Source organism: Phycisphaerales bacterium (genome assembly GCA_016699835.1).
Lineage (GTDB): Bacteria > Planctomycetota > Phycisphaerae > Phycisphaerales > UBA1924.
Genome location: CP064987.1, coordinates 1,647,815 through 1,671,330, shown reverse-complemented (window position 1 = coordinate 1,671,330; position 23,516 = coordinate 1,647,815). Strand labels below are relative to the sequence as shown.

The 23,516-nt window shown below is 65.4% G+C and carries 20 protein-coding genes; 10 read left to right on the top strand and 10 right to left on the bottom strand.

Features of this window, described 5'->3' with window-relative positions:
* Positions 1 to 75 precede the first annotated feature (75 nt).
* The 6 genes from IPK69_07015 to IPK69_06990 form a co-directional block, all read right to left on the bottom strand.
* A complete protein-coding gene (locus IPK69_07015; GenBank protein QQS10364.1) occupies positions 76 to 840 on the bottom strand; it encodes an NUDIX domain-containing protein in 765 nt (254 codons plus the stop codon).
* Entirely contained in the window at positions 837 to 1,241 is a 405-nt protein-coding gene (locus IPK69_07010; protein QQS10363.1) for a YbaB/EbfC family nucleoid-associated protein, read from the bottom strand. The genes IPK69_07015 and IPK69_07010 overlap by 4 nt, the downstream gene beginning before the upstream one ends.
* Positions 1,242 to 1,260: 19 nt before the next feature.
* The gene (locus IPK69_07005; protein QQS10362.1) at positions 1,261 to 1,734 is read right to left on the bottom strand and encodes a hypothetical protein; all 474 of its coding nucleotides are present in this window, start codon (positions 1,732 to 1,734) and stop codon (positions 1,261 to 1,263) included.
* Positions 1,735 to 1,814: 80 nt separating this feature from the next.
* On the bottom strand, positions 1,815 to 2,960 hold the full coding sequence (gene dnaX, locus IPK69_07000; GenBank protein QQS10361.1) for a DNA polymerase III subunit gamma/tau: 1,146 nt from the start codon (positions 2,958 to 2,960) through the stop codon (positions 1,815 to 1,817).
* A 61-nt stretch (positions 2,961 to 3,021) separates the two neighbouring features.
* A complete protein-coding gene (locus tag IPK69_06995) occupies positions 3,022 to 4,626 on the bottom strand; it encodes a YIP1 family protein (protein QQS10360.1) in 1,605 nt (534 codons plus the stop codon).
* Between the two features lie 26 nt (positions 4,627 to 4,652).
* Positions 4,653 to 5,228 carry a hypothetical protein gene (locus IPK69_06990; GenBank protein QQS10359.1) on the bottom strand — a complete coding sequence of 192 codons (576 nt, stop codon included), beginning with the start codon at positions 5,226 to 5,228 and terminating at the stop codon, positions 4,653 to 4,655.
* Positions 5,229 to 5,462: 234 nt separating this feature from the next.
* On the opposite strand from IPK69_06990, the gene IPK69_06985 reads away from it, so the two are divergent.
* Complete coding sequence (locus tag IPK69_06985) at positions 5,463 to 6,656, top strand: hypothetical protein (GenBank protein ID QQS10358.1); 1,194 nt, start codon at positions 5,463 to 5,465, stop codon at positions 6,654 to 6,656.
* Positions 6,657 to 6,686: 30 nt separating this feature from the next.
* Here IPK69_06985 and IPK69_06980 read toward each other — a convergent pair whose 3' ends face one another.
* Entirely contained in the window at positions 6,687 to 8,042 is a 1,356-nt protein-coding gene (locus IPK69_06980; protein ID QQS10438.1) for an NAD(P)/FAD-dependent oxidoreductase, read from the bottom strand.
* Positions 8,043 to 8,105: 63 nt separating this feature from the next.
* Between IPK69_06980 and IPK69_06975 the strand changes: the two genes are divergently transcribed.
* The 4 genes from IPK69_06975 to IPK69_06960 all read left to right on the top strand — a co-directional run bounded on the left by IPK69_06975 (position 8,106) and on the right by IPK69_06960 (position 12,102).
* Entirely contained in the window at positions 8,106 to 9,008 is a 903-nt protein-coding gene (locus IPK69_06975) for an NAD(+)/NADH kinase (protein ID QQS10357.1), read from the top strand.
* On the top strand, positions 9,005 to 9,556 hold the full coding sequence (gene ybeY / locus IPK69_06970; GenBank protein QQS10356.1) for an rRNA maturation RNase YbeY: 552 nt from the start codon (positions 9,005 to 9,007) through the stop codon (positions 9,554 to 9,556). The genes IPK69_06975 and ybeY overlap by 4 nt, the downstream gene beginning before the upstream one ends.
* A 45-nt stretch (positions 9,557 to 9,601) precedes the next feature.
* A complete protein-coding gene (locus IPK69_06965; GenBank protein QQS10355.1) occupies positions 9,602 to 10,969 on the top strand; it encodes an HlyC/CorC family transporter in 1,368 nt (455 codons plus the stop codon).
* Positions 10,970 to 11,037: 68 nt separating this feature from the next.
* On the top strand, positions 11,038 to 12,102 hold the full coding sequence (locus IPK69_06960) for an efflux RND transporter periplasmic adaptor subunit (GenBank protein QQS10354.1): 1,065 nt from the start codon (positions 11,038 to 11,040) through the stop codon (positions 12,100 to 12,102).
* Here the strand turns inward: IPK69_06960 and IPK69_06955 are convergent.
* Both IPK69_06955 and acs read right to left on the bottom strand, forming a co-directional pair.
* Entirely contained in the window at positions 12,079 to 12,525 is a 447-nt protein-coding gene (locus IPK69_06955; protein QQS10353.1) for a hypothetical protein, read from the bottom strand. The two genes, IPK69_06960 and IPK69_06955, sit on opposite strands and share 24 nt — an antisense overlap.
* Before the next feature lie 50 nt (positions 12,526 to 12,575).
* Positions 12,576 to 14,702, bottom strand: coding sequence for an acetate--CoA ligase (acs, locus tag IPK69_06950; protein QQS10352.1), 2,127 nt, complete (start codon positions 14,700 to 14,702; stop codon positions 12,576 to 12,578).
* A 141-nt stretch (positions 14,703 to 14,843) separates the two neighbouring features.
* Between acs and IPK69_06945 the strand changes: the two genes are divergently transcribed.
* Entirely contained in the window at positions 14,844 to 15,362 is a 519-nt protein-coding gene (locus IPK69_06945) for a hypothetical protein (protein ID QQS10351.1), read from the top strand.
* A 608-nt stretch (positions 15,363 to 15,970) separates the two neighbouring features.
* Here IPK69_06945 and IPK69_06940 read toward each other — a convergent pair.
* The gene (locus IPK69_06940; protein QQS10350.1) at positions 15,971 to 17,860 is read right to left on the bottom strand and encodes a hypothetical protein; all 1,890 of its coding nucleotides are present in this window, start codon (positions 17,858 to 17,860) and stop codon (positions 15,971 to 15,973) included.
* Between the two features lie 230 nt (positions 17,861 to 18,090).
* On the opposite strand from IPK69_06940, the gene IPK69_06935 reads away from it, so the two are divergent.
* From IPK69_06935 to IPK69_06920, 4 genes are all read left to right on the top strand, one after another.
* A complete protein-coding gene (locus IPK69_06935; protein ID QQS10349.1) occupies positions 18,091 to 18,639 on the top strand; it encodes a hypothetical protein in 549 nt (182 codons plus the stop codon).
* 115 nt (positions 18,640 to 18,754) lie between these two features.
* Positions 18,755 to 20,044, top strand: coding sequence for a hypothetical protein (locus tag IPK69_06930; protein ID QQS10348.1), 1,290 nt, complete (start codon positions 18,755 to 18,757; stop codon positions 20,042 to 20,044).
* Positions 20,045 to 20,172: 128 nt separating this feature from the next.
* A complete protein-coding gene (locus IPK69_06925) occupies positions 20,173 to 21,678 on the top strand; it encodes a tail fiber domain-containing protein (GenBank protein QQS10347.1) in 1,506 nt (501 codons plus the stop codon).
* A gap of 195 nt (positions 21,679 to 21,873) precedes the next feature.
* On the top strand, positions 21,874 to 23,151 hold the full coding sequence (locus IPK69_06920) for a hypothetical protein (GenBank protein QQS10346.1): 1,278 nt from the start codon (positions 21,874 to 21,876) through the stop codon (positions 23,149 to 23,151).
* The last annotated feature ends 365 nt before the right edge of the window (positions 23,152 to 23,516 follow it).

Here is a 23,516-nt window from a genome sequence, read left to right as displayed (position 1 = left end):
CCGCGTGGATTTCCATTCCTACTCCATCTCCAAGAACCGCGCCAATATCCGCGGCCTCGCGCTCTCGAAGCCGCCTTATTCCGCGATCCACCCAAGCAGCCGGAACATCGCCCGCGTTGGCAGGATGATCGACCCGGCATTCCTCCGATCGAACACCTCGATCTCGTCGAGCGCCACCCACGCCACTTCCGGACACTCCCACGACGTTCGGAGCGTTTCCTTCACGCGGTCGAGTTCGCCGGCGTCGCACTCGAACACCAGATCGTCGCTGTGCGCCACGCGATCGCGCACCATGCCCACGCACCGCCCGACATCCATCGACAGGTTCAGTTCCTCCGACGCCTCCTCGTGCACCGCGGCACGAAGCCCCTCCATGTCGATCACCGGATCACTCGGGTGCGGCGGCGAGACGCCGCCACAGGGCGCGAGTTCCCACATCCCGGGATAGATCCGCGTTGTCTCGCCCCGGCGCGCGAGCAGTGCGTGACGCGTGCCCCGCGAGTCCTTCGCCACGACCACGCCCGTCACCGCGAGCAGTCTCACGCCCGTCGCCACTCGTGGTTGTGCGAGAAGCCGCTTGAAGTCGTCGCGTCGCCCGTGGATCACGCCGAGATCATGGTCAATGGACACGACGCTGAGCACCGGCCCGTTGTACAGCCGCGGGTTCTCCTCGGCAAGGCTCGACCAATGTCGCTCGATCTGCTCGATCTCGTCGGGTGTCGAGCCGGGGAGACGGGCGGGCGAGGGCGACATCTCGACGCGGACATCCGTGTGGACGCGAAACGACTCCACGCCTTCGAAGGCTCGTCCCTCCATCGGCGTGATCGCCGGGGCGCTCAATCCGCCCCCCCCGCCCCCCCGGCCCCCATCAACCCACCGAGCGCGCCCAGGTCGGGGATCATGCCCTCGAGGCCCATCGCCTTCGCCTCGTGGCCGATCGCCTCGTGCAATCGCTGCTGGGCGAGTGTGAGGGCGTTGTTGACCGCCTCGGCGATCAGCGACCCGGCGAGTTGGTGCGTCTTGTCGTCGCTCGCCATGCCCATGACGAGCGCGGGGCTGAGTTCGACGCTGACGACCTTCAGCGTGCCGGTGACGGTGGCTCGGGCGGCGCCGCTTCCCGCCTCGCCGACGACCCGCGTCGCGTCCATCTTCGCGCGGACACGATCGCCCGCCTCGCGCAACGCGTCCTTGTTCTTCATCAGCGCCGCCATGGCGCCCATGCTCTTGAACTTGTCGAACATCACTCGCTCTCCGTCGAAACTATGCCTCCGGCTCGGCCTTGGGACGCCGCTCCACCCGGATGACTCTCGCCTTGAACAACTCGATCGCCGACTTCACCAGCGGATGCTCCGTCGCGTTCGAGGTCTGGCCATCGTCGATGGACGCCTCGGAGGCCGCGGCCCGCACCAGTTCCACACGCACGCCGCGCCCCGCCGCCCACGAGATCGCCTCGGCGATCTCCGCGAGCGCGACCTGCGCCATCGTGTGCACTCCCGGGTGCACCTCCACAGCGGCGGCCTCGCGCGTCATCGAGAGCAGCCGAGACCCATCGAGCAGCAGGCGGACACGCCGATTCGTCGCGCACCGCTCGAGCGTCAACGCCCAGATCTCGTCGTTCGTCAACTCACCCGGTGGTGGCGTCTCACGCCGTGTCGTTGGCGGAGTCGGGCTGACCGGCGACGCGATCGGCGCGTGGGCCGCGGGAGTGCCGCGCCCGGCTCCATGCGCGACCACGCGTGGCGCCTCGGCCGAGGCCTGCCGGATGATCCCCGGCGACGCGATCGAAGGCGGTGCGCCCGCCGACCCCGCCGCCGTCAGCGTTTTTTTCCGCCGGCACTCCCGCCCGCCATCGCCGGGCCTCGTCCCGCGATCACCGCCGTCACGTCCGCGAGTTTCTCGGTCATCGCGAGCCGCACGACAAGGGCATCAAAGAGCGCGCGGGGCATGGGGCTGCTCTTGGCGGCCCGCTGCACGTTCTCGCACAGGGCGATCATGTGGACGACGCCGGCCGCGTCGAAGTTCTTCGCTCGCGCCGCCTCCGCCGAACGCGCCTGGTCGGAAAGGTCCACCAGTTCGGTCTTCTCGCCACAGGCGCACAGGACCATGAGATCGCGCAGTCGCCCGAGCAGCGCCTCGATCACCTGATCGACGCTCGTTCCCTTCTCCAGGAGTGCGTCGGCCTGCTCGAGCGCCCCCTTGGCATCGGCGTCGGCGAGCGCGTCGATGAGCAGGCCCATGACCTCACGATCCGGCAGGCCCAGCAACTCCTCGAGCAGTTTCGTCGTCAGTTTCTTCTCCCCCGAGGCCATCAGGCGGTCCATCAGGCTGAGCGCGTCGCGCATCGACCCGTTGCCCAGTCGCGCCACCGCGTGCACCAGTTCCGCGTCCGCCGAGAGTTTCTCCTTCTTCACGACCGCCGCGAGGTGCTCGGCGATCGCGCCTGACGAGATGTTGCGGAAATCAAACCGTTGGCACCGGCTCTGGATCGTCGGCGGGACTTTGTGCGCTTCGGTCGTGCACAGGATGAACTTCACGTGCTCGGGCGGCTCCTCCATCGTCTTCAAGAGCGCGTTGAACGCCGCCGTCGAGAGCATGTGCACCTCGTCGATGATGTAGACCTTGTACGGCCCGCGCATCGGCCGATACACCGAGTTCGCGATCAGGTCGCGTGCCCCCTCCACCGAGTTGTTGCTCGCCCCGTCGATCTCGATGACGTCGGTGTCGCGCCCATGCAGGATCGCCTGCATGACGGCATCGTCGTCCTTGGGGTTGTTGAGCGCGTTGGCAAAGATGCGCGCCATCGACGTCTTCCCGACGCCCCGCGTGCCGCAGAAGAGATAGGCGTGGGCGACGCGATTCCCATCGATCGCGGCCTTGAGCGTGCGGGCGATCGGCTCCTGCCCGACCACCTCGTCAAAGGACCGCGACCGATACCGCCTGGCGAGGACCGTGTAACTCATGGGGCGGATTGTAGAAGTCGCCCCGCGTCACGCGGCCCGGATCCCAGGGACGAAACAGAGGCTACGGCGCCGATTCCTCGGGTTCTTCGTCCTCGGGTTGGCTTCCGGAAGGGCCGACACCCTGCCCCGCGGCGATCGTCAAAGGGTCGGGAATCGGCGATAGTCCAACCCTCGTCCGCCGGACGTTCTGCTTCTGGAGTTCCGCGGCGAAGTCGGCGTCGGGAATCTCCGCGCTCGTGCCATCGACGTATCCGACAAAGTGCGAGATCGACATGCCCGCGGGCAAAGGCGACGCGGGGTCGGGCGTGATGATCAGCACCCACAACTTCGGATTCTGCCCAACTCGGGGCACGCCATGGTACGTGAAGACGACATCGCCCACTCGATGGGCGACGACGTTCGAAGGAAGGTTCGCCGCGAGCGCGTCGATCGCCTTGGTCTGCTGCATCGAGGGCATCGTCTGGAGGTTGAGGAGCGTGAGACCCGACCCGGCCGAGGGTGTGTATCCCGTCCCGCCTCCGGTCATGAATCCCCCGCCGAACGTCCGGGCGGGATGGGTGAACTGCATCGTACTCATGCCCGGCTGGGCGATGAGCCTCGCCCCATGGTCGGGCCACGTGTTGTTCGCGAGGAAGGCGTGGTTCTCGAGCGAACTCGCCAGTGACGCCGCGAAGGGCACGCCGGCGCTCGTTGGCCCGGCCGCCATCGCCGTCGTCATCGCGGTCTGCGCCGACCAGATGGTGAAGATGAGAAGCCCAATCCCCGAGAGCACGGCCACAGCGGGCGGGATCAGCGTCGCGGTCGCCGCACGCCCGCCGCGGACGTTGTGGATCGCCCCGATCATGATCGAGGCCACGACCGCGTGCCATAAAAGGGCCGCCGGAGCGAGGAGGTACATCCCGCACATCGGCACCGCCATGAGCACCAGCGTGGGCGTGGAGAAGGCAAGGGCCGTCACCGTCCGGCTCAGACTCTTGGGCTTGGCGATCAGCCGCAGGATCCCGTGCGTGCAGATCGCCCACACAAAGAGCGCCCCGAGCACGCCGAAGAGCGCGCCCACCAGCACTCCAAGCCCGGTCAAGGACCCCCCTCGCGCCACCATCGCAATCAAGGCTATCGCTCCAACGCCGATGCTCACATACCCCACGATCGTGATGAGCGCAAAGAGCAGCGCCCGCCCGGCAGACGAGTCGTCGGGCGTCGCGAGCATGAGTTCCTTGGGCTTGGAGAAGGCCATGCCCCACGTCTTCCAGTATCGCCTGAACCAGCCCGTGTCATTGTCCTCCAGCCACGGGTTCTGCACGTTTCGCAGGGCCGCCCGTGGCGCCGCCGATCGGGGCACGAGCACCATCTCGTCCATGCACAGATGCCGCCCGCATCTCACGCAATCGAACTCCTGCGGCTCGAGGTGCCCGCGATCGTTCGTCCCGTAGTAGTCTTGCGTGCAGTGTGGACAGACGTATCGCACCGCGTTCACGCCGAACGTGTACGAAGAAGGCCTGAATCCCGTCCCGCATTCCGGGCAGACGCGCTCTCGAATCCGCCACAACGGGTACGAGCACTGCGTGCAGACGAATCCCGTGTCCTCCTCGGCCGAGGCGTTCTTGCCACACTCGGGACAGATGAGCGCGGCACCGGTGCGCTCGGCCTCATCCGCGAGACCCACTAGGTCATATCCGCAGCCCACGCAGTTCAGCGCCACTCATCCACCTCACGCTGGATCTTCGCCCGCGAGAACCACACCAGGACGACGATCGGCAAGGCGACCGCGACGAGGAACCCGATGATCGCTCCCACGATCTGGCTGATCATCATGAACGAACCCATGTTCGCGGGCACCCCGGCGCTGCCGGACTGCGACATCATCTGGTTCGTCATCGCTCGCGACATGGCGAGTCCAACGCCGGTGCTGATGAAGGCGAGCAGGATCTTCAGCACGCCCCACACTCGCGCCAGCACGATTCCCTTCCAGTTTTTCTTGAGTAACTGAACTCCTCCCACAAGACACAAGGCTCCGACCCCCACTTGGATCATCCCGAGCACCGCCATCGGCACGGAATACGCGCCCATCGCCTGGAACTGGGACTGCATCGCGCCCTGGGCCGAAGCACTCCCAAACTGGCTCATCAGCCTCGGGAGCACCAGTTGCTGAATGACGCCGCAGAGATTGCTCAGAATCGAGAGCGACCCAAAGACGATCATCAGGATCCCGATCACACGCGTGCCGCGACCTTGCTCCGAGTACGGAAGCCCGATCTCCCCTGGCACCGTCGGCGGAGCGTGGGGAATCTGAGGCGGTTGAAACTGAGGTGGCGAGGTGTTCGGCTCATCAACCATAGTGAATCACCCCTTTCTCGACGCCGTGTATCCGGTCAAGAAGGACAATGCCGAATCGCGCATCCAGACGGCATAACACCCTGACGTGCCGACTCCCATGATTCTTCGGCCTGCGAACTCTAGAATTGCCCGATCCACCAGCCCGGCCGCTATGGAGCATACCCGATGACCATTCGCCTTGTCCTGACCTCGTTCCTGTCCTTGGGCCTTCTCTCGGCCTCAAGCCTCGCCCAACAGCCGGGCACCGATGCTCAGCCCCCCAAGGTCTCGAAGTACACCAAAGTCCTCGAGAACCAGCCGGGCGCACCCCCACGTGCCGCCCTGCCCCCGATCGACATCACGACCCTCGCCGATGGCGAGGCACGCCCGATGGAGTACCTCCGCCACCACGCCGCGAGGATCATGCCCAACGTGAAATCGATCGGCGGGCAGAAGTACCTCATCGCCTCCAACTGGGCCCCCATGATGGATGGCACGCGCCACCTCTACATCAACCCGGCAACGCTCGACGCTGTCTCACCCGCCGGCTACGAGCGTCTGGCCCTCGCCGAGCGTGCCCAGTACCGCGACTACATCTTCGATGAAGGCTTCTACTACAACACCTTCGAAGGTTCGCCCCACTCACGCGCCCGCATGCTCGACCTGCTCTGCCTCGCGACCAAGGCCGACCCCAAGGACAAACTGAACGACTGCTTCAGCGGCAAGAAAGTTCTCGACTTAGGCTGCTCGGGCCTCGTCCACCTCAAACTCCTCGCGAGCCTGGGCATGACGACCGTCGGCGTGCACGACAGTTCCCTGATCGAGGCGCTCTACTCCGAGCCGGGCGATCAGGGCGAAGTGCAAGGCGCGTACATCGGCACGGGCGACGAACCCATGAAACTCGTCACCGAGCCGGGCCCCTCGGGCACCACCGTTCTCTATCGCGGGAACTGGCCGGCCGACAAGGCCATGAACGCCTTCGTCGGCGAGGGGTACGACTTCATCATCTCCAAGAACTACCTCACCAAGGGACGCGTCCACCCCGACGCGGGCGCGACGCCCGCGAAACCAGTAGATCTCAAGATCACCGACGACGAGTTCCTCGCGAGCATCCATCGCGTCCTCAAGCCCGGCGGACTCTTCATCATCTACAACCTCGCCCCGGGCCCCAAGCCCGCGCCGGCCGACGATCCCTCGTGCCCCTTCTCAAAGGAGTCTATCGAGAAGGCCGGTTTCGACGTGCTGAGCTACAGCACCGACGACACCGCGGCCTTCCGCCCCTTCGCCGACGCGCTCGAGTGGAACCAGCCCCCCATGAACATGGACCTCAGCAAGGACTTCGTCGCGAACTACACACTGATTCGCCGCAAGGCGGAGTGACCCAGGCCGTCCGCAACTCGAACTCGGGCTTCATGCGGTTCCATTCCGCGGTCCTTGTGGGCCTGTCTGTTGGAGTATTCTCGCTCCGCGCGTGAGCCAGACATACGACCACGCCCACTCCAGCATCACGAGTATCCGAGCGCGATAACTGATCAGGTACGCGACGTGGACCATCGCCCACAAGACCCACGCGAGCATCCCGCCGAAGTTCATCCCGTGCTTGAAGCCAGGGATCGGAAGCCGCGCCACAGCCCGAGCACGCCCGATCGTCGCGAGCGATCCTTTGTCGCGATAGCGGAACTCGCCCCGGGGCTTTCCGCGGGATTCGTGGGCGATGGCTGACGCCACGAATCGGCCCATTTGCATCGCCCCTGGTGCCATGCCGGGGACGGGCCTCCCGGTAGCACGATCCATGACGATCGCAAGATCACCAATAACGAAGACCTCACGGTTCTTGGGCAGTGACAAGTCGCTTCCTACGCCAACACGCCCCGAGCGGTCCAACTCGACACCGAGCGAGCCCGCGACGTGTTCACCACGCACACCAGCCGCCCACACGACCGTTCTTGACGAGATCCACTCATCCTCGGAAGCGCCGTTGCGGCGGATCTTGATGCCGCCATCCTCGACCGCCGTCACGCGTGTCGACAGCATCACGTTGACGCCAAGCCGTTCGAGATCACGCAAGGCGCGTCGTCCGAGTTCTTCCGGGAAGCCGGCCGGCAGGAGGGTGCTCTGGGCCTCGATCAGGACCACGCGCGCCTGTGATGTGTCGATCGAACGGAACTCGTGACGCATGGTTTGACAGGCGATCTCCACGAACGCGCCCGCCATTTCCACGCCCGTCGGGCCGCCACCGATGACCACAAAGGTCAACTCCTGCGAGACATCGGCGGTCGGAATTCCCACTCGCAGTGCCTCGGCCCGTTCGAACGAGATGAGAAATCGTCGGCGAACTTCGAGGGCGTCCGCCAGGGTTTTAAGTCCAGGAGCCCATGCTTCCCAATCGTGGTGTCCGAAGTATGAGTGTGTGAGCCCGGCCGCGAGCACGAGATAGTCGTACGCGATGCGACGATCCTCGCCATCAGGCAGCGTGACCTGAACCCGTCGTTCCGTCAGGTCAACTCTCGAGGCCTCGGCCATCAGGACCCGCGCGTTTCGTTGTGTTTCCAGCACGGATCTCAAGGGGTGCGAGATCTGTGCCGGCGATAATGCGGCGGTCGCGACCTGATAGAGCAGCGGCTGAAACAGGTGGTGGTTCCGCCGATCGATCAGGACCACATCCACTGGCGCTCGCTTCAGCCGGCGGACGCACGTCAACCCGCCGAACCCACCTCCCACCACAACAACCACAGGACGCGTACCGCCTGCATGCTCGCCTGCCATTCCCTTCGACTCGGCCATGTATGAGCGTACTCCCCCCGCGGTGCTGCCCCTACAACTCCGCCCATGCGTCTCGCGATCGTCGTCAATCCCCGTTCGGGCAAGGGCAAGGCCATCTTCGCCGGCGATGCCCTGAAGGCCGCCGCCGAATCGCAGGGCCTCCGTACCTTCCTCGTCCACGCGTCCACGAATCGTGAACTCGCCGAGGCGCTCGGCGAGGCCGACCGCGTCGTCATCATCGGTGGCGATGGCACAATCCATCGGCTCCTGACCGCGCTCGGCGATGCCCGTCGGCCCGTCTACCACTATCCGATGGGGACCGAAAATCTCTTCGCGCGGTCGTGGAACTGTCGCGCGAATATCGACGCCGCCCTCCACGCGCTCCTCCACGCCAAACCCGTCGACATGGATCTCCTCGAGATCCACGCGCCACCACACCCGCCATCGCTCGCGGCAATCATGGTCAGTCTCGGCCCCGACGCCAGCGTCGTCCACCGCGTCGATCGCGCCCGCACCGGCCCGATCTCGCACGCGACCTACATCAAACCGATCCTTGCCGAACTCGCCTCCTTCCGCCTCGATCCGCTGAACATCCTCGCCGAGGCAAAGCCCGTGGTTGAGTCCCGCTCGGGACTCGCCGTGATCGCGAATCTGCATGAGTATGCCATGCGCCTCGATCCCGCGCCCAACGCCGACGCGACCGATGGGCTTGCCGATCTCGCCTTCCTTCCCTGCCGTTCCCGATCCATGGCCCTCGCCTGGCTGATCCGCGCCCGATTCCGATCGACCTCCAACGCGATCCGGACCAAAGCACGCGAGTTCCACGTGACCGCCCAGCATGCCGTTCCAGTCCAGGCCGATGGCGAGCCGCTGCCGCTTCAGCCGCAACTTGACCTGCGGATCGTGGTCCGGCCTGCCGCCCTTCGCGTCCTCCCCGGGTATCGTCCTGCCACAAGCACCACGCCATGACACCGATCCTGACCATCGAGATCGCAGACCCCGAAGAACGACTCACGCCCGAGACGCTCCGCTGGCTCGCCCAGACTGCCGACCGTGCGGTCAAAGTCCTCGGCGGCACGGGCGAAGTCCGGGTGAAACTCGTCGGCGATGCCGAGATGACCCAGGCCCATGCCGAGTTCATGGACATCGCCGAGACCACCGACGTCCTGACGTTCGACATGTCCGAAAACTTATCGGACGTTGATGACGGCGATCAAAGTCCAGCGATCGCCCTGACCCCATCGGGTGAAGTGATCGTCCGCAAGCGGGTTGGTCTCGATGTCGATATTCTGGCGTGTGTCGATGAAGCTCAAAGGCAGGTAAAAACCCGGGGTCATGCGGTGGAGCGGGAAGTGCTGCTCTATATCGTCCATGGGGTTTTGCACTGCCTAGGGTTCGACGACCACGACGCCGAGGCCGCTGCCCTGATGCACAGGGTGGAGGATGCGGTTCTGTCGGCGGTCGGGGTTGGGCCGGTCTTTCATTCTGTCGGTCCAACCGGGTCCAGTGGCGCGTAATCTGGGTCGTTACCCCATGTTCCTGCGCGACTTGTGGAGTTTGAAGTGAGTTCGGAAGCGTGGTTAGGAATCTGGTTCCTGGCTCTCTTGGCCGGGGGTCTGTTTTCCGCCATTTCACAGTCGTTGAGGGACCTCTCGAGGCCGAAACTGGATGCGCTGCTGGCAAAGGCGGATCGACCCGGGTTGCGCGCGCGGATCGGTGCGATTCTGGAAGACCCCGAGGAGCACGCGGCGGCCTTGGCCATGCCCCGTATCGGCGCCAACCTGGTCGTCGTGATCGGGATGATGATGTGGATCAAGTACGTGGCCCGGGTCGAGGAGTTGACCTGGCGCGAGGCGTCGCTCAGTGTGCTGATCTCGACGCTGCTCATCTGGGTGGTGGGGTCGGTGGTCCCGGTGGCGGTGTCGCGGCATGCCGCCGAGGTGACCACGATCTCGTGGTCGGGGTTGATCCGGGCGGTTGCGGTTGTGCTGCGTCCGCTGACGCCGCTCTCTCGTGTCGTGGATGTGACAGTTCGTCGGCTGGCGGGGCGCGGACACGTTGACGATGCCGAAGAGGCCCAGGAGGAGATCCTGTCGGCGGTGGAAGAAGCCCGTCACGAGGGCCAGGTGGACGAGACCGAGCGCGACATGATCGAGGCGGTCGTTCGATTCCGCGAGACCACGGTCGGGCAGATCATGACCCCCAGGACCGAGGTCGAGGCGATCCCGGTGACAACGAATCTGGGTGAGGTGACACACTTCATCCGCCGCGGCGGGCACAGCCGGATCCCCGTCTATGAGGGTGATCTCGACCACGTGCTCGGCGTTTTCTACATCAAGGACCTCATGCGATGGCTGGCAGGGGAGCGCTCGGGCAAGGGCGGCGGAACGTTTGACCTGCGCGCGCTGCTGCGCCCCGCAGTCTTTGTTCCCGAGTCCAAGACCGTGCGCGAACTGCTCACAGAACTGCTCGCCAAGCGGATCCACATCGCGATCGTCGCCGACGAATACGGCGGGACGGCCGGTCTGGTCACGATCGAGGACATCGTCGAGGAGGTCTTCGGCGACATCCAGGACGAGTACGAGCCGATCGAGGACGAGATCGGCGAGGTGAAACTGGACGAGGCGATGAGGGTCGCGGAGATTGACGCGCGCGCGTATGTTGAGGATGTGAACGACGCGCTCAAGCCGCTGGGCGTCGAGATTCCCGAGAGCGAGGACTATGACACCGTGGGCGGATTCGTGACGGTGACGCTCGGGCGGATCCCGCTCGCTGGCGAGTCGATGCAGAGGGACGGTCTGGTCTTGACGGTCCTCGAGGCCGAGCCGACTCGGGTGACTCGGGTGCGAGTCGAGGCGGCCACCCCAGCGCCCGCGACCGACGAGGCGTTGGCGGCGGAGCGCCGGGCCGAGCCGAACGCCGGACGGTGATTCATTGGACCTGCATGGGCGATTCGATCTTCGCCATCCAATCGCGAGATCATGGCGAATGATCTGGCATGGTGCGCTGGATCACGATCGTTGTGGCTGTGTTGGGATTGGCCGTGGGGATCTGGGCGGTCTCGACCGCGGACAAGCCGCCCGTCGAGGTGCCCCTGGCTCGCGAGGCGAGCGTCAATCCCTTTGAGTCGGGCGTGGCCGCACTCGGCACGGTGGAGCCCGCGGAGCGCGAGGTGGCGATCGGCACGCCCGAGGCGGGGCTGGTGGCCGAGGTGCTGGTGCACGTGGGTGACAGGGTGAAGGTGGGCGAGGCATTGATTCGCTTGGATTCGAGGCCGATCGACGCGGATCTCATCCGGGCGCGGGCGGCGGTCTTGTCGGGGGAGGCGGAGATCGCGCGATGGCGGGCATTGCCACGGGCCGAGGATCTGCCGCCGCTCGAGGCGGAGGTCGAGCGGGCGCTGGCGCTCGTGAAGGATCGAATCGATGCACTGGAGAGGAATCGGCGCGCGGTCGAGTCCGGTGGCGTGACGCAGCGCGAGTTGGAGGCTTCGCAGCAGAGCGTGATCGAGGCGCAGGCGACGCTGGACGTGGCGAGGACGACGCTGGCCAAGGCCCGCGCTGGAGGGTGGGGGCCGGATCTGCGGATCGCGGAGGCGGCGCTCGAGCGCCAGCGGGCCGAAGTGGCGGCGCTCGAGGCGCTCAAGGACCGTTTGACGATCCGATCGCCGAGGGATGGCACGATCCTGCGGCGGAACATCGAGCCGGGCGAGCGATGGAGCGCCGACGCGGTGTCGCCGGCGCTGGTGCTGGGTGATGTGTCGCGGCTGTTCGTGCGGGCGCACGTGGACGAGGAGGACATCGCGCTGATCGTGCTCTCGAAGGAGCCGCGGGCGGTGGCGAGGACTCGCGGGGCCGCGGCGGCGAGCGTGCCGCTGTCGCTCGTCAAGATCGAGCCGTACGCCAGACCCAAGGACCAACTCTTCGGGAACAACGTCGAGCGCGTGGACACGCGCGTCGTCGATGTGGTCTTTGAGGTCAAGGAGTTGCCTAAGGGCGGGTTGTTCGTGGGACAGGCGGTGGATGTGTTTGTGGAAGCGTCAGCGTCGCATCGCGACAAGTGACGCGGCGGTGTGGCGGCCGCACTCGGGGCAACGGATCTCGTGATTGACCGCCTCAAGCCCTTCGAGGCTGTAGGCGCAGTGGGGGCAGCGATCCGCGCGTTCATCGGGCGGCACGTCGGAGAGCGACGCGAAGGGTGTTCCGTTGAGCAGGATCTCGACGCGCATCGCGACCGCGAGGCCGCCGGAGCGATCGAGGAATCGGACCTCGACGTTGTGCGGCGTGCCATCGGGTCCGGCAAGCGTCAGGAAGTGGCTCGTCAGCCCTGTGAACCACGCCCACGGCTTCTCGCTGACGGGCTTGCCTTTGACGAGGACGGTCTGATCGCCCCAGAATCCGACGCGCGCCTCGACGAGAGCCCCAAGGATCTCGCCACGGAATCGCTGGCCACCGAGTTTGCCGATGAGTCTGCGGATGGAGTTCATGGTGGGTGTCGATGGTGGACGATCGAAGCGATGTTCACGATGACGCCGAGTTACTCCTCATGATCCCGAAGTTTCGCGACCACGGTGAAGTCTTCGAGCGTCGTCGTGTCCTGAGTGATCTTCTCGACGCCCGAGGCGATGTCGCGCAGGAGCCTTCGCATGATCTTGCCCGAGCGCGTCTTGGGAAGTCCCTCGGCGAAGCGGATCTGCTCGGGCTTGGCGAGGGCGCCGACCTCGGTCGCGACGTGCCTGGTGAGTTCCGCGCGGAGCGACTCATCGGGCTCGCGCATGTTCGCGCTCAGCCATGCCGGCTTGAGCGTGACGAAGGCGCAGATCGCGCTCCCCTTGATGTCGTGGGGCATGCCGACGACCGCGGCCTCGGCGACGCCGGGATGGCTCACGAGCGCGCTCTCGACCTCCATCGTGCCGAGCAGGTGCCCCGAGACCTTGATGACGTCGTCGATGCGCCCCTGCACCCAGAAGTAGCCGTCCTCATCGCGGCGGGCGCCGTCGGCGGAGAAGTAGTACGGCTCGCCGGTTTTCGGGTCCTTGACGCGTCCCCAGTAGTTGCTGATGAAGCGCTCGCGGTTGCCATGCACGCCGCGGAGCATGCCGGGCCAGGGCTTGCGGATGACGATGAGACCGCCCTGGTTGGGCGCGAGTTCCTCGCCGTCCTCGTTGACGATCGCTGCATCGATGCCGAGCATGGGGAGCGTGCAACTTCCCGGCTTGGTGGGCGTGGCTCCGGGGAGGGGCGTGACGACGTGCCCGCCGGTCTCGGTCTGCCAGTAGGTGTCGACGATTGGAGTCTTCTCGTGCCCGATGTGTTTGTGGTACCAGATCCACGCCTCGGGGTTGATGGGCTCGCCGACGGTGCCGAGGACTTTGAGTGAGGAGAGGTCGTGCTTTGCGGGGAGGTCGTCGCCCCATTTCATGAAGGTGCGGATGGCGGTGGGGGCGGTGTAGAACTGGGTGACCTTGTGGCGGGCGATGATCTCCCAGAAGCGGTCGCCTCGGCCGCCGCTGAGCGTGGGGAAGTTGGGCGCTCCCTCATACATGAGCGTGGGGACGCGGTTGGCGAGGATGCCGTAGAGCACGTACGAGTGCCCGGTGATCCAGCCGATGTCCGCCGAGCACCAGAAGAGTTGGCCTGCGCCTGGGACGAGGTTGAAGGTGACGCGGGCGGTGAGTTGCGTGTACGCGAGATACCCCGCGGTGGTGTGGACGATCCCCTTGGGCTTGCCGGTGGAGCCCGATGTATAGAGCAGGAAGAGCATGTCCTCGCTGTCCATGGGGACACAGGGGAAGTTCGTGCTCGCGGTGGGGACGACGTCGTGCCACCACGAGAGTCGCGCAGAATGCTGCGTGTCGCCCGTCTTGAAGGCGGTCTCGGGCGAGGCGTGGGTCGTGCGGCGGAGGACGATCACGTGCTCGATGGCGTGCTTCTGCTCATGGAGCAGATCCACGGCGTCGCGGACGTTCTTGAGGAGCGGCACAACGTCGCCGCGGCGGAACCCGCCGTCGGAGGTGATGATGACGCGACTGCTGGCGTCGTGGGCGCGCTCGGCGATGGCGGTGGGGGCGAACCCGCCGAAGATCACGCTGTGGGCCGCCCCGAGTCGGGCGCAGGCGAGCATGGCCGTCGCGAGTTCGGGGACCATGGGCATGTAGATCGTGACAACGTCGCCCTTCTTCACGCCCAGCGAGGTGAGGACGGTGGCAAGGCGCGCCGTCTCGTCCTGCAGGTCGCGATAGGTGAGCCTTCGGATCTCCCCCCCCCCGGCTTGCCCATTTCCAACCAGGGGCTCGCCCTCCCAGACGATGGCGACCTCATCGCCATGTCCTGCGGCGACGTGGCGATCGACGCAGGTGTCGCAGGCGTTGAGTCGGCCGCCGACGAACCACCTGGCGTCGGGGGCGGCCCACTCGAGCACTTTGGAATAGGGCGTGAACCAGTGCAGGTTCCTCGCCTCATCGCCCCAGAACCCTGCGGGGTCCTTGATGGAGCGGGCGTGGAGGCGCTTGTACTCATCGAGGTTGGGGACGAGCCAGCGGTCGAAGCCATGAGCGTTTGGCCCGGTGGGTGACGGCTTGGCCGGCGGGAAGACGCGCCGCTCGTGGAGGACGTTGTCGATGGATTGATGGGGGTGGTGGGGGGGTTGATTCGGTGTGGGCATGGGGTTGGTCTCCCGGAAACTGGACTGTTGGTGGGGCAGCCTACGCGGGGAAATGGCCTTCGGCCAAGGGACAATGATTGAACCAACGACTCGTGCGTGTGGGTCGGTTGTGCCGACCACATGTGGATTCTGGAGCGGTGCATGAGCATGCTGAGCAAGAAGATTGTGACTCAGGCTCGTGAACTTTGGGAGCAGGATCGGGCGCTCGATGCAGGGAAGTTGATCTTCGATAGCATCCCGACGGAGTCTCAGCCGCGATGGGCGGCGAGAATCCTGACTCTGGTTGTGGACCGGACCGGACTCAAATCCAAGCCGGTTCTGCACGTGATCCAGATTGCCCAATCAGCGCAAACGTGGAGCTTGGCACGCGGCGCATTCGACGATGTCAGGCACGAAGTGTTGGCGTTGTCTCGTGTTCAAGCGCGAGGCGAGCACGCATCGTTGCGGATGAGTGTCCTGCATCTGGCCGAAAAGGTTGCCAAAGTCACATTCAACGCCACAGACCCTCTGGCCAAGTACGACAAGGATTCCGGATGGAAGATGGCGACGTGTCTCAAGGATGTTCTGGATTTGTTGAAAGATGAACCGTTCTCGGCGATTGCATGGCGGGCACTGAATTCTCTAGATTCTGACGACGATGGTCGGAACGTGAAACGATGACACCTGCCGCGTCAGTCCACGGCATCCGCTCGGCACGTGAACATGCCGACTTGAGCCCGAACCGGCGGAACCTTGTAAGGAAATGGCTGACGACGGATCCTGCCCTCGGGCGTGGTGTTCTCTGTTCGTGGTTGGGTCCTCAGTGTTACCGGAGGGCTCCGGGTCATCGCCGGGACTCTTCCGCATCCATCCGGAACTCTTCCGCTAGGACGCGGAACTCTCCAGGGTTCTAGTGGAACTCTCGAGGGTCTTAGCGGGACTCTCCCGGTTTAAGGCGGAACTCTCCCGGTTTAAACCGGGACGTTCCCGGTTGATAGCGGAACTCTCTCGCTAAGACGCGGGACTCTCCCACTAAGACTCGGAACGCTCGCGCTAGGACGCGGAACTCTCCTGGCGACGACCAAAGGCCCCTTGGAGCGAACCAGCACGCCTCTCCGAGGTTCTTGGACCTGTGCCGGTGGTGGGGGGGTGAGGGCGGTGAGATCGATGAGACAGGGGAGTTGGCAAGGGGGCGAGGAGAGTTGGTCGAGCCAGGCGGGCAGCCCCCCTTCCCCCCCCTCCCATCGGCCCCACAAGGGTTGGGTGAGTGTGCCATTCTCGGTCCCTGGTCAGATCGGTTCCTTAGGTGATGAAGTTGGCTGGGGGTACGATTCGGGTGTGTCGGGGCTGGAGGGAGTAGGGGTCGGAGTTGGCGATGGAGTCGTGGGAGTGGGGGTCGAAGGGATCACGCGTGGGCGAGCGGAAGGCCGCCTGCGTTGCATGAGTTCGTTCATGCGGCGTTCCATGTCGGCCTGCATCTTCAGGGCACGCTCGAAGGGGTCCTCGCCACGCTCGCGGGCGCGGGCGAGTTCGGCGGGGTTGATTGCGTTGACGAGCGGGATCTCGGCGTTGTAATACTCGGTGAGGTCGAGTGTCTGCTCGGCGACCTTCTCGCTGGGACGGAGGACGATCCGGGCGTCGTCGGCGGGGACGTGGTCGAGGGGGACGGGGATGAGCGAGGTGTCGGCCGACGAGGTCGAGGTTACCTGCCCGTTGATCGAGACGGTGTAGGAGAAGGAGCCGAAGCCGCCCATGCCGAAGGGATCCTGATCCGGGTCCTCGGCGCGGGTGCCGGTGGTGTACGAGCCGAGGACCGTTTCCTTCTGCTCGGCGCCCGTGCCCTCGATGAGGATGATGTCGGCGGCGATCGGGAGGGGAATCGCGTCCTTCCTGGGTATCGCGAGAAGCCACGGTTCGGACCGGCTCGCGAAAGAGAGTCGACCGGAGAGATCGTGCGTGAGCCGGGCCTTGGCGAACGCGTCTTGGAGTTTCGCGTCGGTCTCGGGGTTCTGGGCGATCGGCTGGACGGTGGGGACGTTGTCGGGGAGGACCTCGATTTTCGTGGTGAGCGTGATGGGGACGGTCGTGGTTGGTGCAGCGGTGGGGGAGGTGAGGCGGCCGTTGATGATGGTGATGGGGTTGCCGCTGGCGTAGGGATCCTGCGTGGCGAGGTTGAGTTTGAGGGTGAGCGTGTGCTTGCCGGGGGCGAGGCCGGGCGGGAGGGTGAGGTTGACGATCTGGTCGAGTTGGTTGCTGCCGCCGAAGGGCGAGGTGAAGATCATGCGGGCGGTCTGTCCCGCGCGTGAGCCTTGCAATGGGATCATGCCGAGCGGCATGCCCGCACCCTGAGCGTTCGTTGTCGTGTTCCATCCGAGAATGCGAACGGTGGGATCGCCTCGCGTGCGAGTTGAAGCCGGGTTGAGAGTCGCGGCCTTCCCATCAACACTCGCGCTCTCGAGCGTGAGCGGCAGGTTCAACGACGTTCCCGAGGCGACGCGTGCGCCGGCGAGGTCGATGCGCACGGGGATCGTCGGGCCGGCGTTGCCGTTCCCCGCACGCGTCGTCGGCCGCGTCGTGATCTTGAGCGTTGGGGCTTGGGCGATGAAGGTCTCCTCGGCCTTGGCGGAGAGGACGCCGTCGAGTTTCGCCTGCTCGATGAGGTCGCCCCAGCCTTCGATCCACGTCGCGGTGGGGTCGTTCTGGATGGCGAGGACGGTGTCGATGGCTTTGGCGTACTGGCTGGCGTCGAGTTTGCCGGGGCCGTTGGTTCGGGCGCGGGTGAGGAGTTCGTTGGCGATGGCCGGGGCTCGGGCGGCGTCGGCTCGGCGGGCCTCCCACAGGAGCAGCGCGAGCGGCTTGTACGCGTTCACGTCCTTGCCCGTGAGCAGCGCGACGGCGACGGCCCCGATGGGCGCCAAGGGCGCGAAGGCGAGGACAACGCCGACCACGATCGCGAGCGGACGCTTCTTTCGAGCGCCGATGAGAACGGACTTCTCGCGCTTGAGCCCCGAGCCGCACTCGGGGCAGGTGGGCATCTCGGGATAGACGCCATCGAGATCAAAGTGGCACTGGCGGCAGACGGGATGGTCGTTGATCCGCCGGCCTTTGACGCCGAGCACGATGAGCAGGACGCCCAGAAGGACGGCAAGGACGAGACTGGCAAGGATGGTGGGGTCCATGGGGAACGATAAACGGGGTTCGACAGCGAGTGTGTTCGGTTCCTGGGAGGCTGGTCTAACTTCAGGATGCGCCGCAAACGCTGATCCGTCGCGTGTTGATAGGGCCGAAGAATCGCAAAGGGCCACGGAACAATGACTCACAACATGGATCCGACGACCGGTCCATGAGTCAAACACGTGTGATCTTCAGCAAATCGATGACAGATCATGGTCGGCGATCGATGAGACAGTTGAGGTCGTTGACCAAGATCGTGTCGCTCGCCCTCGGTCTCCTCATCGGCGTGGCGAGTGTTGCCTCCTGCCGATGGCTGGTGTCGTGGCAGCATGCTTCGGGCAAGCAGTGGACGCTCCTCGGCGGCTCGATCGTGTACAGGGCGGCCCATGCCTCGAAGAGCGGCACGAGCATGAGCGCTTCGAGCGCGACCACTGTTATCGATCAGCGTCACTGGCTCTGGCCGAGTTTCCAGTGCACATGGCAGGTGCGCGATCCCGGCGAGCGGGTGTGGCCCGGCGTGCCGGTGAAGGCTCGGGCGTGGTGGGAGCCGAGGATCGTGGTGCTGCCAGTGTGGTTGGCTTCACCGGTGCTCCTGGGGCTCGCGGCGTGGATCGGTCGGCACTGGATCCGGCGGCTCTCCCGGTTCGGCAAGCGGCGATCGTCGATTGGCCGTCCCTGTGTCGCGTGCGGCTACAGCCTGGCCGGGCATGAAAAATCCAACGCAGGCGAGGATTCGGGCGTCATCTCGTGTCCCGAATGCGGGTCCCAGAACGGACATTCGTGAGCCACGGGACACGAAAACCATGGATGGACGTTGGCAATTGGGGCAGAGTCGTGTACGTTGATGGTGCGAGGCGAGCATGGCCCAAGGGCTGTCGCCTCACGATGGAGATCCTCAGATGCGCTTTGATCAGCGGATGTCGGCGGCGGCAATGGCGGCATGCGTCGGACTTGGAGGGCTCGGCGTGCACTCGGCCCACGCCCAGGCGCTCACGACGAGGTTCACGTACCAGGGACGGCTGGACGTCTCCGGCTCGCCCGCGAGCGGGTTGCATGACATCCGCTTCTCGCTGTTCCCATCGGCCGTTGGTGGAACGCAGGTCGGCACCACGCTCTGTGCCGACAACCTGGGCGTGAGTGACGATGGCACGTTCGTCGTCGGGCTCGACTTCGGCGACGTGTTCGATGGCAACGAGCGATATCTGCAGATCGAAGTTCGAGAGGATACAGGATTGTCGTGCGCGAACACGACCGGGTACACGACACTCAGCGGGCGTCAGCGACTGCTCGCGACGCCGCACTCGGCGTTCTCGCTCAAGCCCTGGGAGACGACATCGACGGGGCGCCTGCGATACGACGGCGTGTTCGTGGGGATCAACGCGTCGACGCCGGTGACGAGTAACGGGCTCTTCCAGGTCTCGCGGACCGGCGCGGCTCCGGGTGCATTCGGTGGGATGTGGGTGACGACGGACAACGCGACGGGTCGCCCGTTCTATGGATATAACAACACGACCGGCTCGACGCTCGCGTACCACTACCTCGATGGATCGGACAACTCATGGCGACTACAGGTCGGATCCTCACTCCCGCTGGTGGTCACTAGCAACGGAAACGTCGGTCTGGGGACGACGACGCCCCTCGAGCGACTGCACGTCGTCGGGAACTCATTCGTGACCGGAGCCTCGATCGTCAACGGCAACCAGACGGTCGGCGGTAGCCTCACGGTGAGCGGTCCGATCAACGTGCCCACGACGACGCGTTATTACACGATGGGCCCCGGCTCGTTCATGGTCGCGCCCGCCAGCGCAAACTACAACATGACCACCCAGGAACTCTTCCTCCTCGACAACAACGGCGCCTATTACGGGCACCTGAACCTTCCCCAGGGCGCGGTCCTCCTCGACGCCCAGTTGTACTTCTACGACCAGTCGAACTCGAACAACATCACCTTCATCCTCAACCGCGTGCCCCACGACGGCACGACCGCGGTCAACCTCGCGAGCTTCACCCCCAGCCTGGTCGCCCCGGCGGGGAACCTCGTGAACCAGACGCTCTCCTTCCCCGATGAGGTGATCGACAACCAGACGAACACCTACACGATGTACATGACCTGGGACCCCGACGGCGGCAACCGCATCAGCGTCAGGAGTGTCGTCTTCCGCTACACCGTGACCACGCCGATGCCGTGAGTCGGACGCGAATCGTCTTGTCCAACTAGACCGTTCTGGTACACTGGGTGGCCGCGGTCTGTTCGTCCACGGCCACATCCCGATTCGTGGAGCGACCGCCCCTGGAGTCTCCCATGCGCGGCCATTCCATGACCTCTTCCCATTCGTCCCGATCGTTGCTGACCCTGATGTTGACTGGCGTGAGTGCTCTGGCGGGGCTCGGTGTGCCCGCCGTGCCGCTCCTTGCCCAGACATCCTTTGTCTATCAAGGCCGACTCACGGAGAACGGCCAGGCAGCGACCGGGTCCTACGACATTGACTTCCGCCTGATCGATCCGTTCAACTCGGGGAACGAGGTGGCCCGGTTCTGCCGTGTGGGCGTGCCGGTGATCGAAGGGCTCTTCAGCACCACGATCGATCTCGGCTCATTTAGCCGCGATCTGACCTACACGATCCGGATCCGCACGCGCACGAGCACGGGCCTCGCGTGCGACGACGACACCGGGTTCACCACGCTCGTGCCAGACCAGTTCATCGGCGCGACGCCCCGGGCGATCCACGCGATGAACGCCTCATCGCTCTCCTCGCCCGACGGCTCGCCCGCAACAGCGGCGTTGGTCAACGCCGACGGCACGCTCATCACGCTCGGCAACCTCCAGGTCAACGGCTCGATCGGGCTTGGAACCACATCGCCCCTCGCCCGCCTCGACATGCGCTCCGACGACAGCGGTTTCTTCCGGTTTCTCGGCACATCCGCGGACTTCCACTTCGATGGAGGCACGGACGGCGTGTTCGGGTTCTACAACGTCGATCCAACAGCGAGCGGGAGCACCGTCTTCGTCAACGGCGGGAACACCCGCCTGAGCATCGGCAATAACGGGCGCGTCGGGATCAACACCAACACCCCCGGCAAGACGCTCACCGTCGCGGGAGACATGGAACTCGGGACCAGCGCGGGCGACTACAAGCACTTCCGCATCGGCGGCGGCAACTCCAGCGGGTTCCTCTACGGGTCCTTCCCCGCCCTGGGCGACGGCATCCACATGTCGTACAACTACTACCACAACCAGTTCGGCGGCGGCACGATCGCCAACTCCGGCGGCGGGAGTTCCCGCGTCTCGACCGGCTATGGAACCGTCGTCCTCGCCACGGGCGATATCGGGCAGGCGCCCACCGACCGCCTCGTCGTCAACGTAAGCGGCAACGTCGGCATCAACAACACCAGCCCCACCTTCCGCCTCGACGTCGGCGGAGCCATCCGCTGCACGTCGCTCACCCAGACCTCTTCTCAAGAGTTCAAAGACGACATCGCTCCGCTGTCGCTGGGCGTCGATGAACTCGTGCGGCTCGCGCCCGTCTCGTATGTCTGGAACAGCAAGGCCCCGGAGGAGACGCGCGGCCGGCATGATCTGGGCCTCATCGCCGAGGACGTCGCCCGCGTCCTACCCGACGCAGTCGCCCTCGATCCAGACGGGCACGCCGTGGGCATCGATTACTCGCGCGTGACCGTGCTCGCGGTGAAGGCAATCCAGGAGCAGCAGGCCGCGATCCAGGAACAGCAGACGACGATCCAGTCGCAGAAGGCCCAGATCGAGTCCCTCACGGCCCGCCTCGACCGCATCGAGCGGGCGATGAATGAGACGACTCCAAGGTAAAGGGTCCAACTCCACCTCACGCTCTCCAACATGGCCCACACGGGCCCCAGAGTGCCACCAAGGCGCCCGTTGAACGGCGATGTGCCGGGCGGTGCCCATTCAACGGGCCGAAATCCTTGGCATTTTGGGCTGGACGTGGTAGATTGGGTCTGCATCATGGCGCGTGGGCCGACCCTCGCGCCCAGGAGATCTCCCATGCGCGATATCACATTCAAACGAACGGTGTGTGCCCTGGCGATCGTCGTCGCCTCGTTCGTGGCCATGCCCGTTCTCGCCCAGCCGCTCACCACGCGCTTCACGTACCAGGGCCGCCTCGACGTCTCGGGCTCGCCCGCCAGCGGGCTGTACGACATGCGCTTCGGGTTGTACAACGCTCCAGTCGGCGGCACGATCCAGGGGACGACGCTCTGCGTGGACAATCTCACCGTCGCCGCCGACGGGACGTTCGCCGTCGGGCTTGATTTCGGCGACGTCTTCGATGGGAACGAGCGCTACCTCCAGATCGACGTGCGGACCGACACGGGCCTCACCTGCTCCACGGCCTCGGGCTTCACCGCGCTCTCGCGTCAACGCCTGACCGCCACGCCCTACGCCTCGCGGTCGATCGTCTCGGGAACCTCGCTCAAGCCCTGGACGCCCCTCGGCACGACCGGGGCCCGCTTCGACGGCACGTTCGTCGGGATCAACGCCTCGACGCCCGTCACGAGCAATGGCGTCTTCCAGGTCTCGCGGCTGGGCGGCGGGGCCGGGGGCTTCGGCGGGATGTGGGTGACGACCGACAACGCCACGGGCCGCCCCTTCTATGGATACAACAACACCACGGGCTCGACGCTCGCCTACCACTGGCTCGACGGGTCGGACAACTCCTGGCGGCTCTTCGTCGGCACGACGACGGCGATGACCGTGACCGATCTCGGCTTTGTCGGCCTGGGGACGACCTCGCCCACCCAGCGTCTGCACGTCGCGGGCAACGTCCTCGCGACCGGCAACGCGACGTTCAACGGCAACGTCGTCCTCGGCGGCACGCTCACCGTCCCGACGACGACGCGGTACTACTCGCTGGGCATATCCGAGTTTGCGCCAAGCAGCAGCGGCACGGGCTTCATCCGGGGCCTCAACGACATCCAGGCCACCGGGAGCGGCGGATCGTTCAGGGCACAACTCCACCTTCCCCATGGGGCCATCATCCTCGACGCCACCGCGTACTTCTGGGACGATTCGACCTCCAATGACCTTGTCTTCATCCTCGATCGGGTGGACCACAACGGCCCGACGACGACCGTGACGGTGTTCACTCCCACCGTCCAGGGATTCGGCGCCCTCCAGTCGCGCACGTTCGACTTCGCCGACCAGGTGGTCAACGAGCAGGTGTACTCGTTCCATGTGTCGGCCGGGTGGGTCACCGACGGCGGCAACCGCATGGGCCTGCGCAGCGTCGTCTTCCGCTACACCGTGACCACGCCGATGCCGTAAGAGTCCCGCCGGGTGCCCCGGGACGATGGCTGCTCTGAGCCATCGCCTTGGGCTTCGCACCCATTCGCGGGGCGGGCGAGGCGCATGTCCCACGGCACCCGGCCACGGGCGTCGAGGGCTCGCGCGTGACCGTGCTCGCGGTGAAGGCGATCCAGGAGCAGCAAGCAGAGATCCGGGAGTAGCAGGCGGCGATTCAGGACCAGAAGGCAGCGATTCAAGAGCAACACACAGCGATCCGGGACCAGCGGGCGACGATCCGGTCGTAGAAGGCCCGGATCGAGTCCCTCACGGCCCGCCTCGAGCGGCTCGAGCGAGCGATGCAGACGATGCCTAAGCGAGGACCATAAATACCTGTAGAGCCTTCA

Bases quoted from the DNA above. Each gene is read 5' to 3' on its own strand.
- IPK69_07010 (QQS10363.1), bottom strand. From the start codon at position 1,241: ATGTTCGACAAGTTCAAGAGCATGGGCGCCATGGCGGCGCTGATGAAG.
- dnaX (QQS10361.1), bottom strand. From the start codon at position 2,960: ATGAGTTACACGGTCCTCGCCAGGCGGTATCGGTCGCGGTCCTTTGAC.
- IPK69_06985 (QQS10358.1), top strand. From the start codon at position 5,463: ATGACCATTCGCCTTGTCCTGACCTCGTTCCTGTCCTTGGGCCTTCTC.
- IPK69_06980 (QQS10438.1), bottom strand. From the start codon at position 8,042: ATGGCAGGCGAGCATGCAGGCGGTACGCGTCCTGTGGTTGTTGTGGTG.
- IPK69_06975 (QQS10357.1), top strand. From the start codon at position 8,106: ATGCGTCTCGCGATCGTCGTCAATCCCCGTTCGGGCAAGGGCAAGGCC.
- ybeY (QQS10356.1), top strand. From the start codon at position 9,005: ATGACACCGATCCTGACCATCGAGATCGCAGACCCCGAAGAACGACTC.
- IPK69_06960 (QQS10354.1), top strand. From the start codon at position 11,038: ATGGTGCGCTGGATCACGATCGTTGTGGCTGTGTTGGGATTGGCCGTG.
- IPK69_06955 (QQS10353.1), bottom strand. From the start codon at position 12,525: ATGAACTCCATCCGCAGACTCATCGGCAAACTCGGTGGCCAGCGATTC.
- acs (QQS10352.1), bottom strand. From the start codon at position 14,702: ATGCCCACACCGAATCAACCCCCCCACCACCCCCATCAATCCATCGAC.
- IPK69_06945 (QQS10351.1), top strand. From the start codon at position 14,844: ATGAGCATGCTGAGCAAGAAGATTGTGACTCAGGCTCGTGAACTTTGG.
- IPK69_06940 (QQS10350.1), bottom strand. From the start codon at position 17,860: ATGGACCCCACCATCCTTGCCAGTCTCGTCCTTGCCGTCCTTCTGGGC.
- IPK69_06930 (QQS10348.1), top strand. From the start codon at position 18,755: ATGCGCTTTGATCAGCGGATGTCGGCGGCGGCAATGGCGGCATGCGTC.
- IPK69_06925 (QQS10347.1), top strand. From the start codon at position 20,173: ATGACCTCTTCCCATTCGTCCCGATCGTTGCTGACCCTGATGTTGACT.
- IPK69_06920 (QQS10346.1), top strand. From the start codon at position 21,874: ATGCGCGATATCACATTCAAACGAACGGTGTGTGCCCTGGCGATCGTC.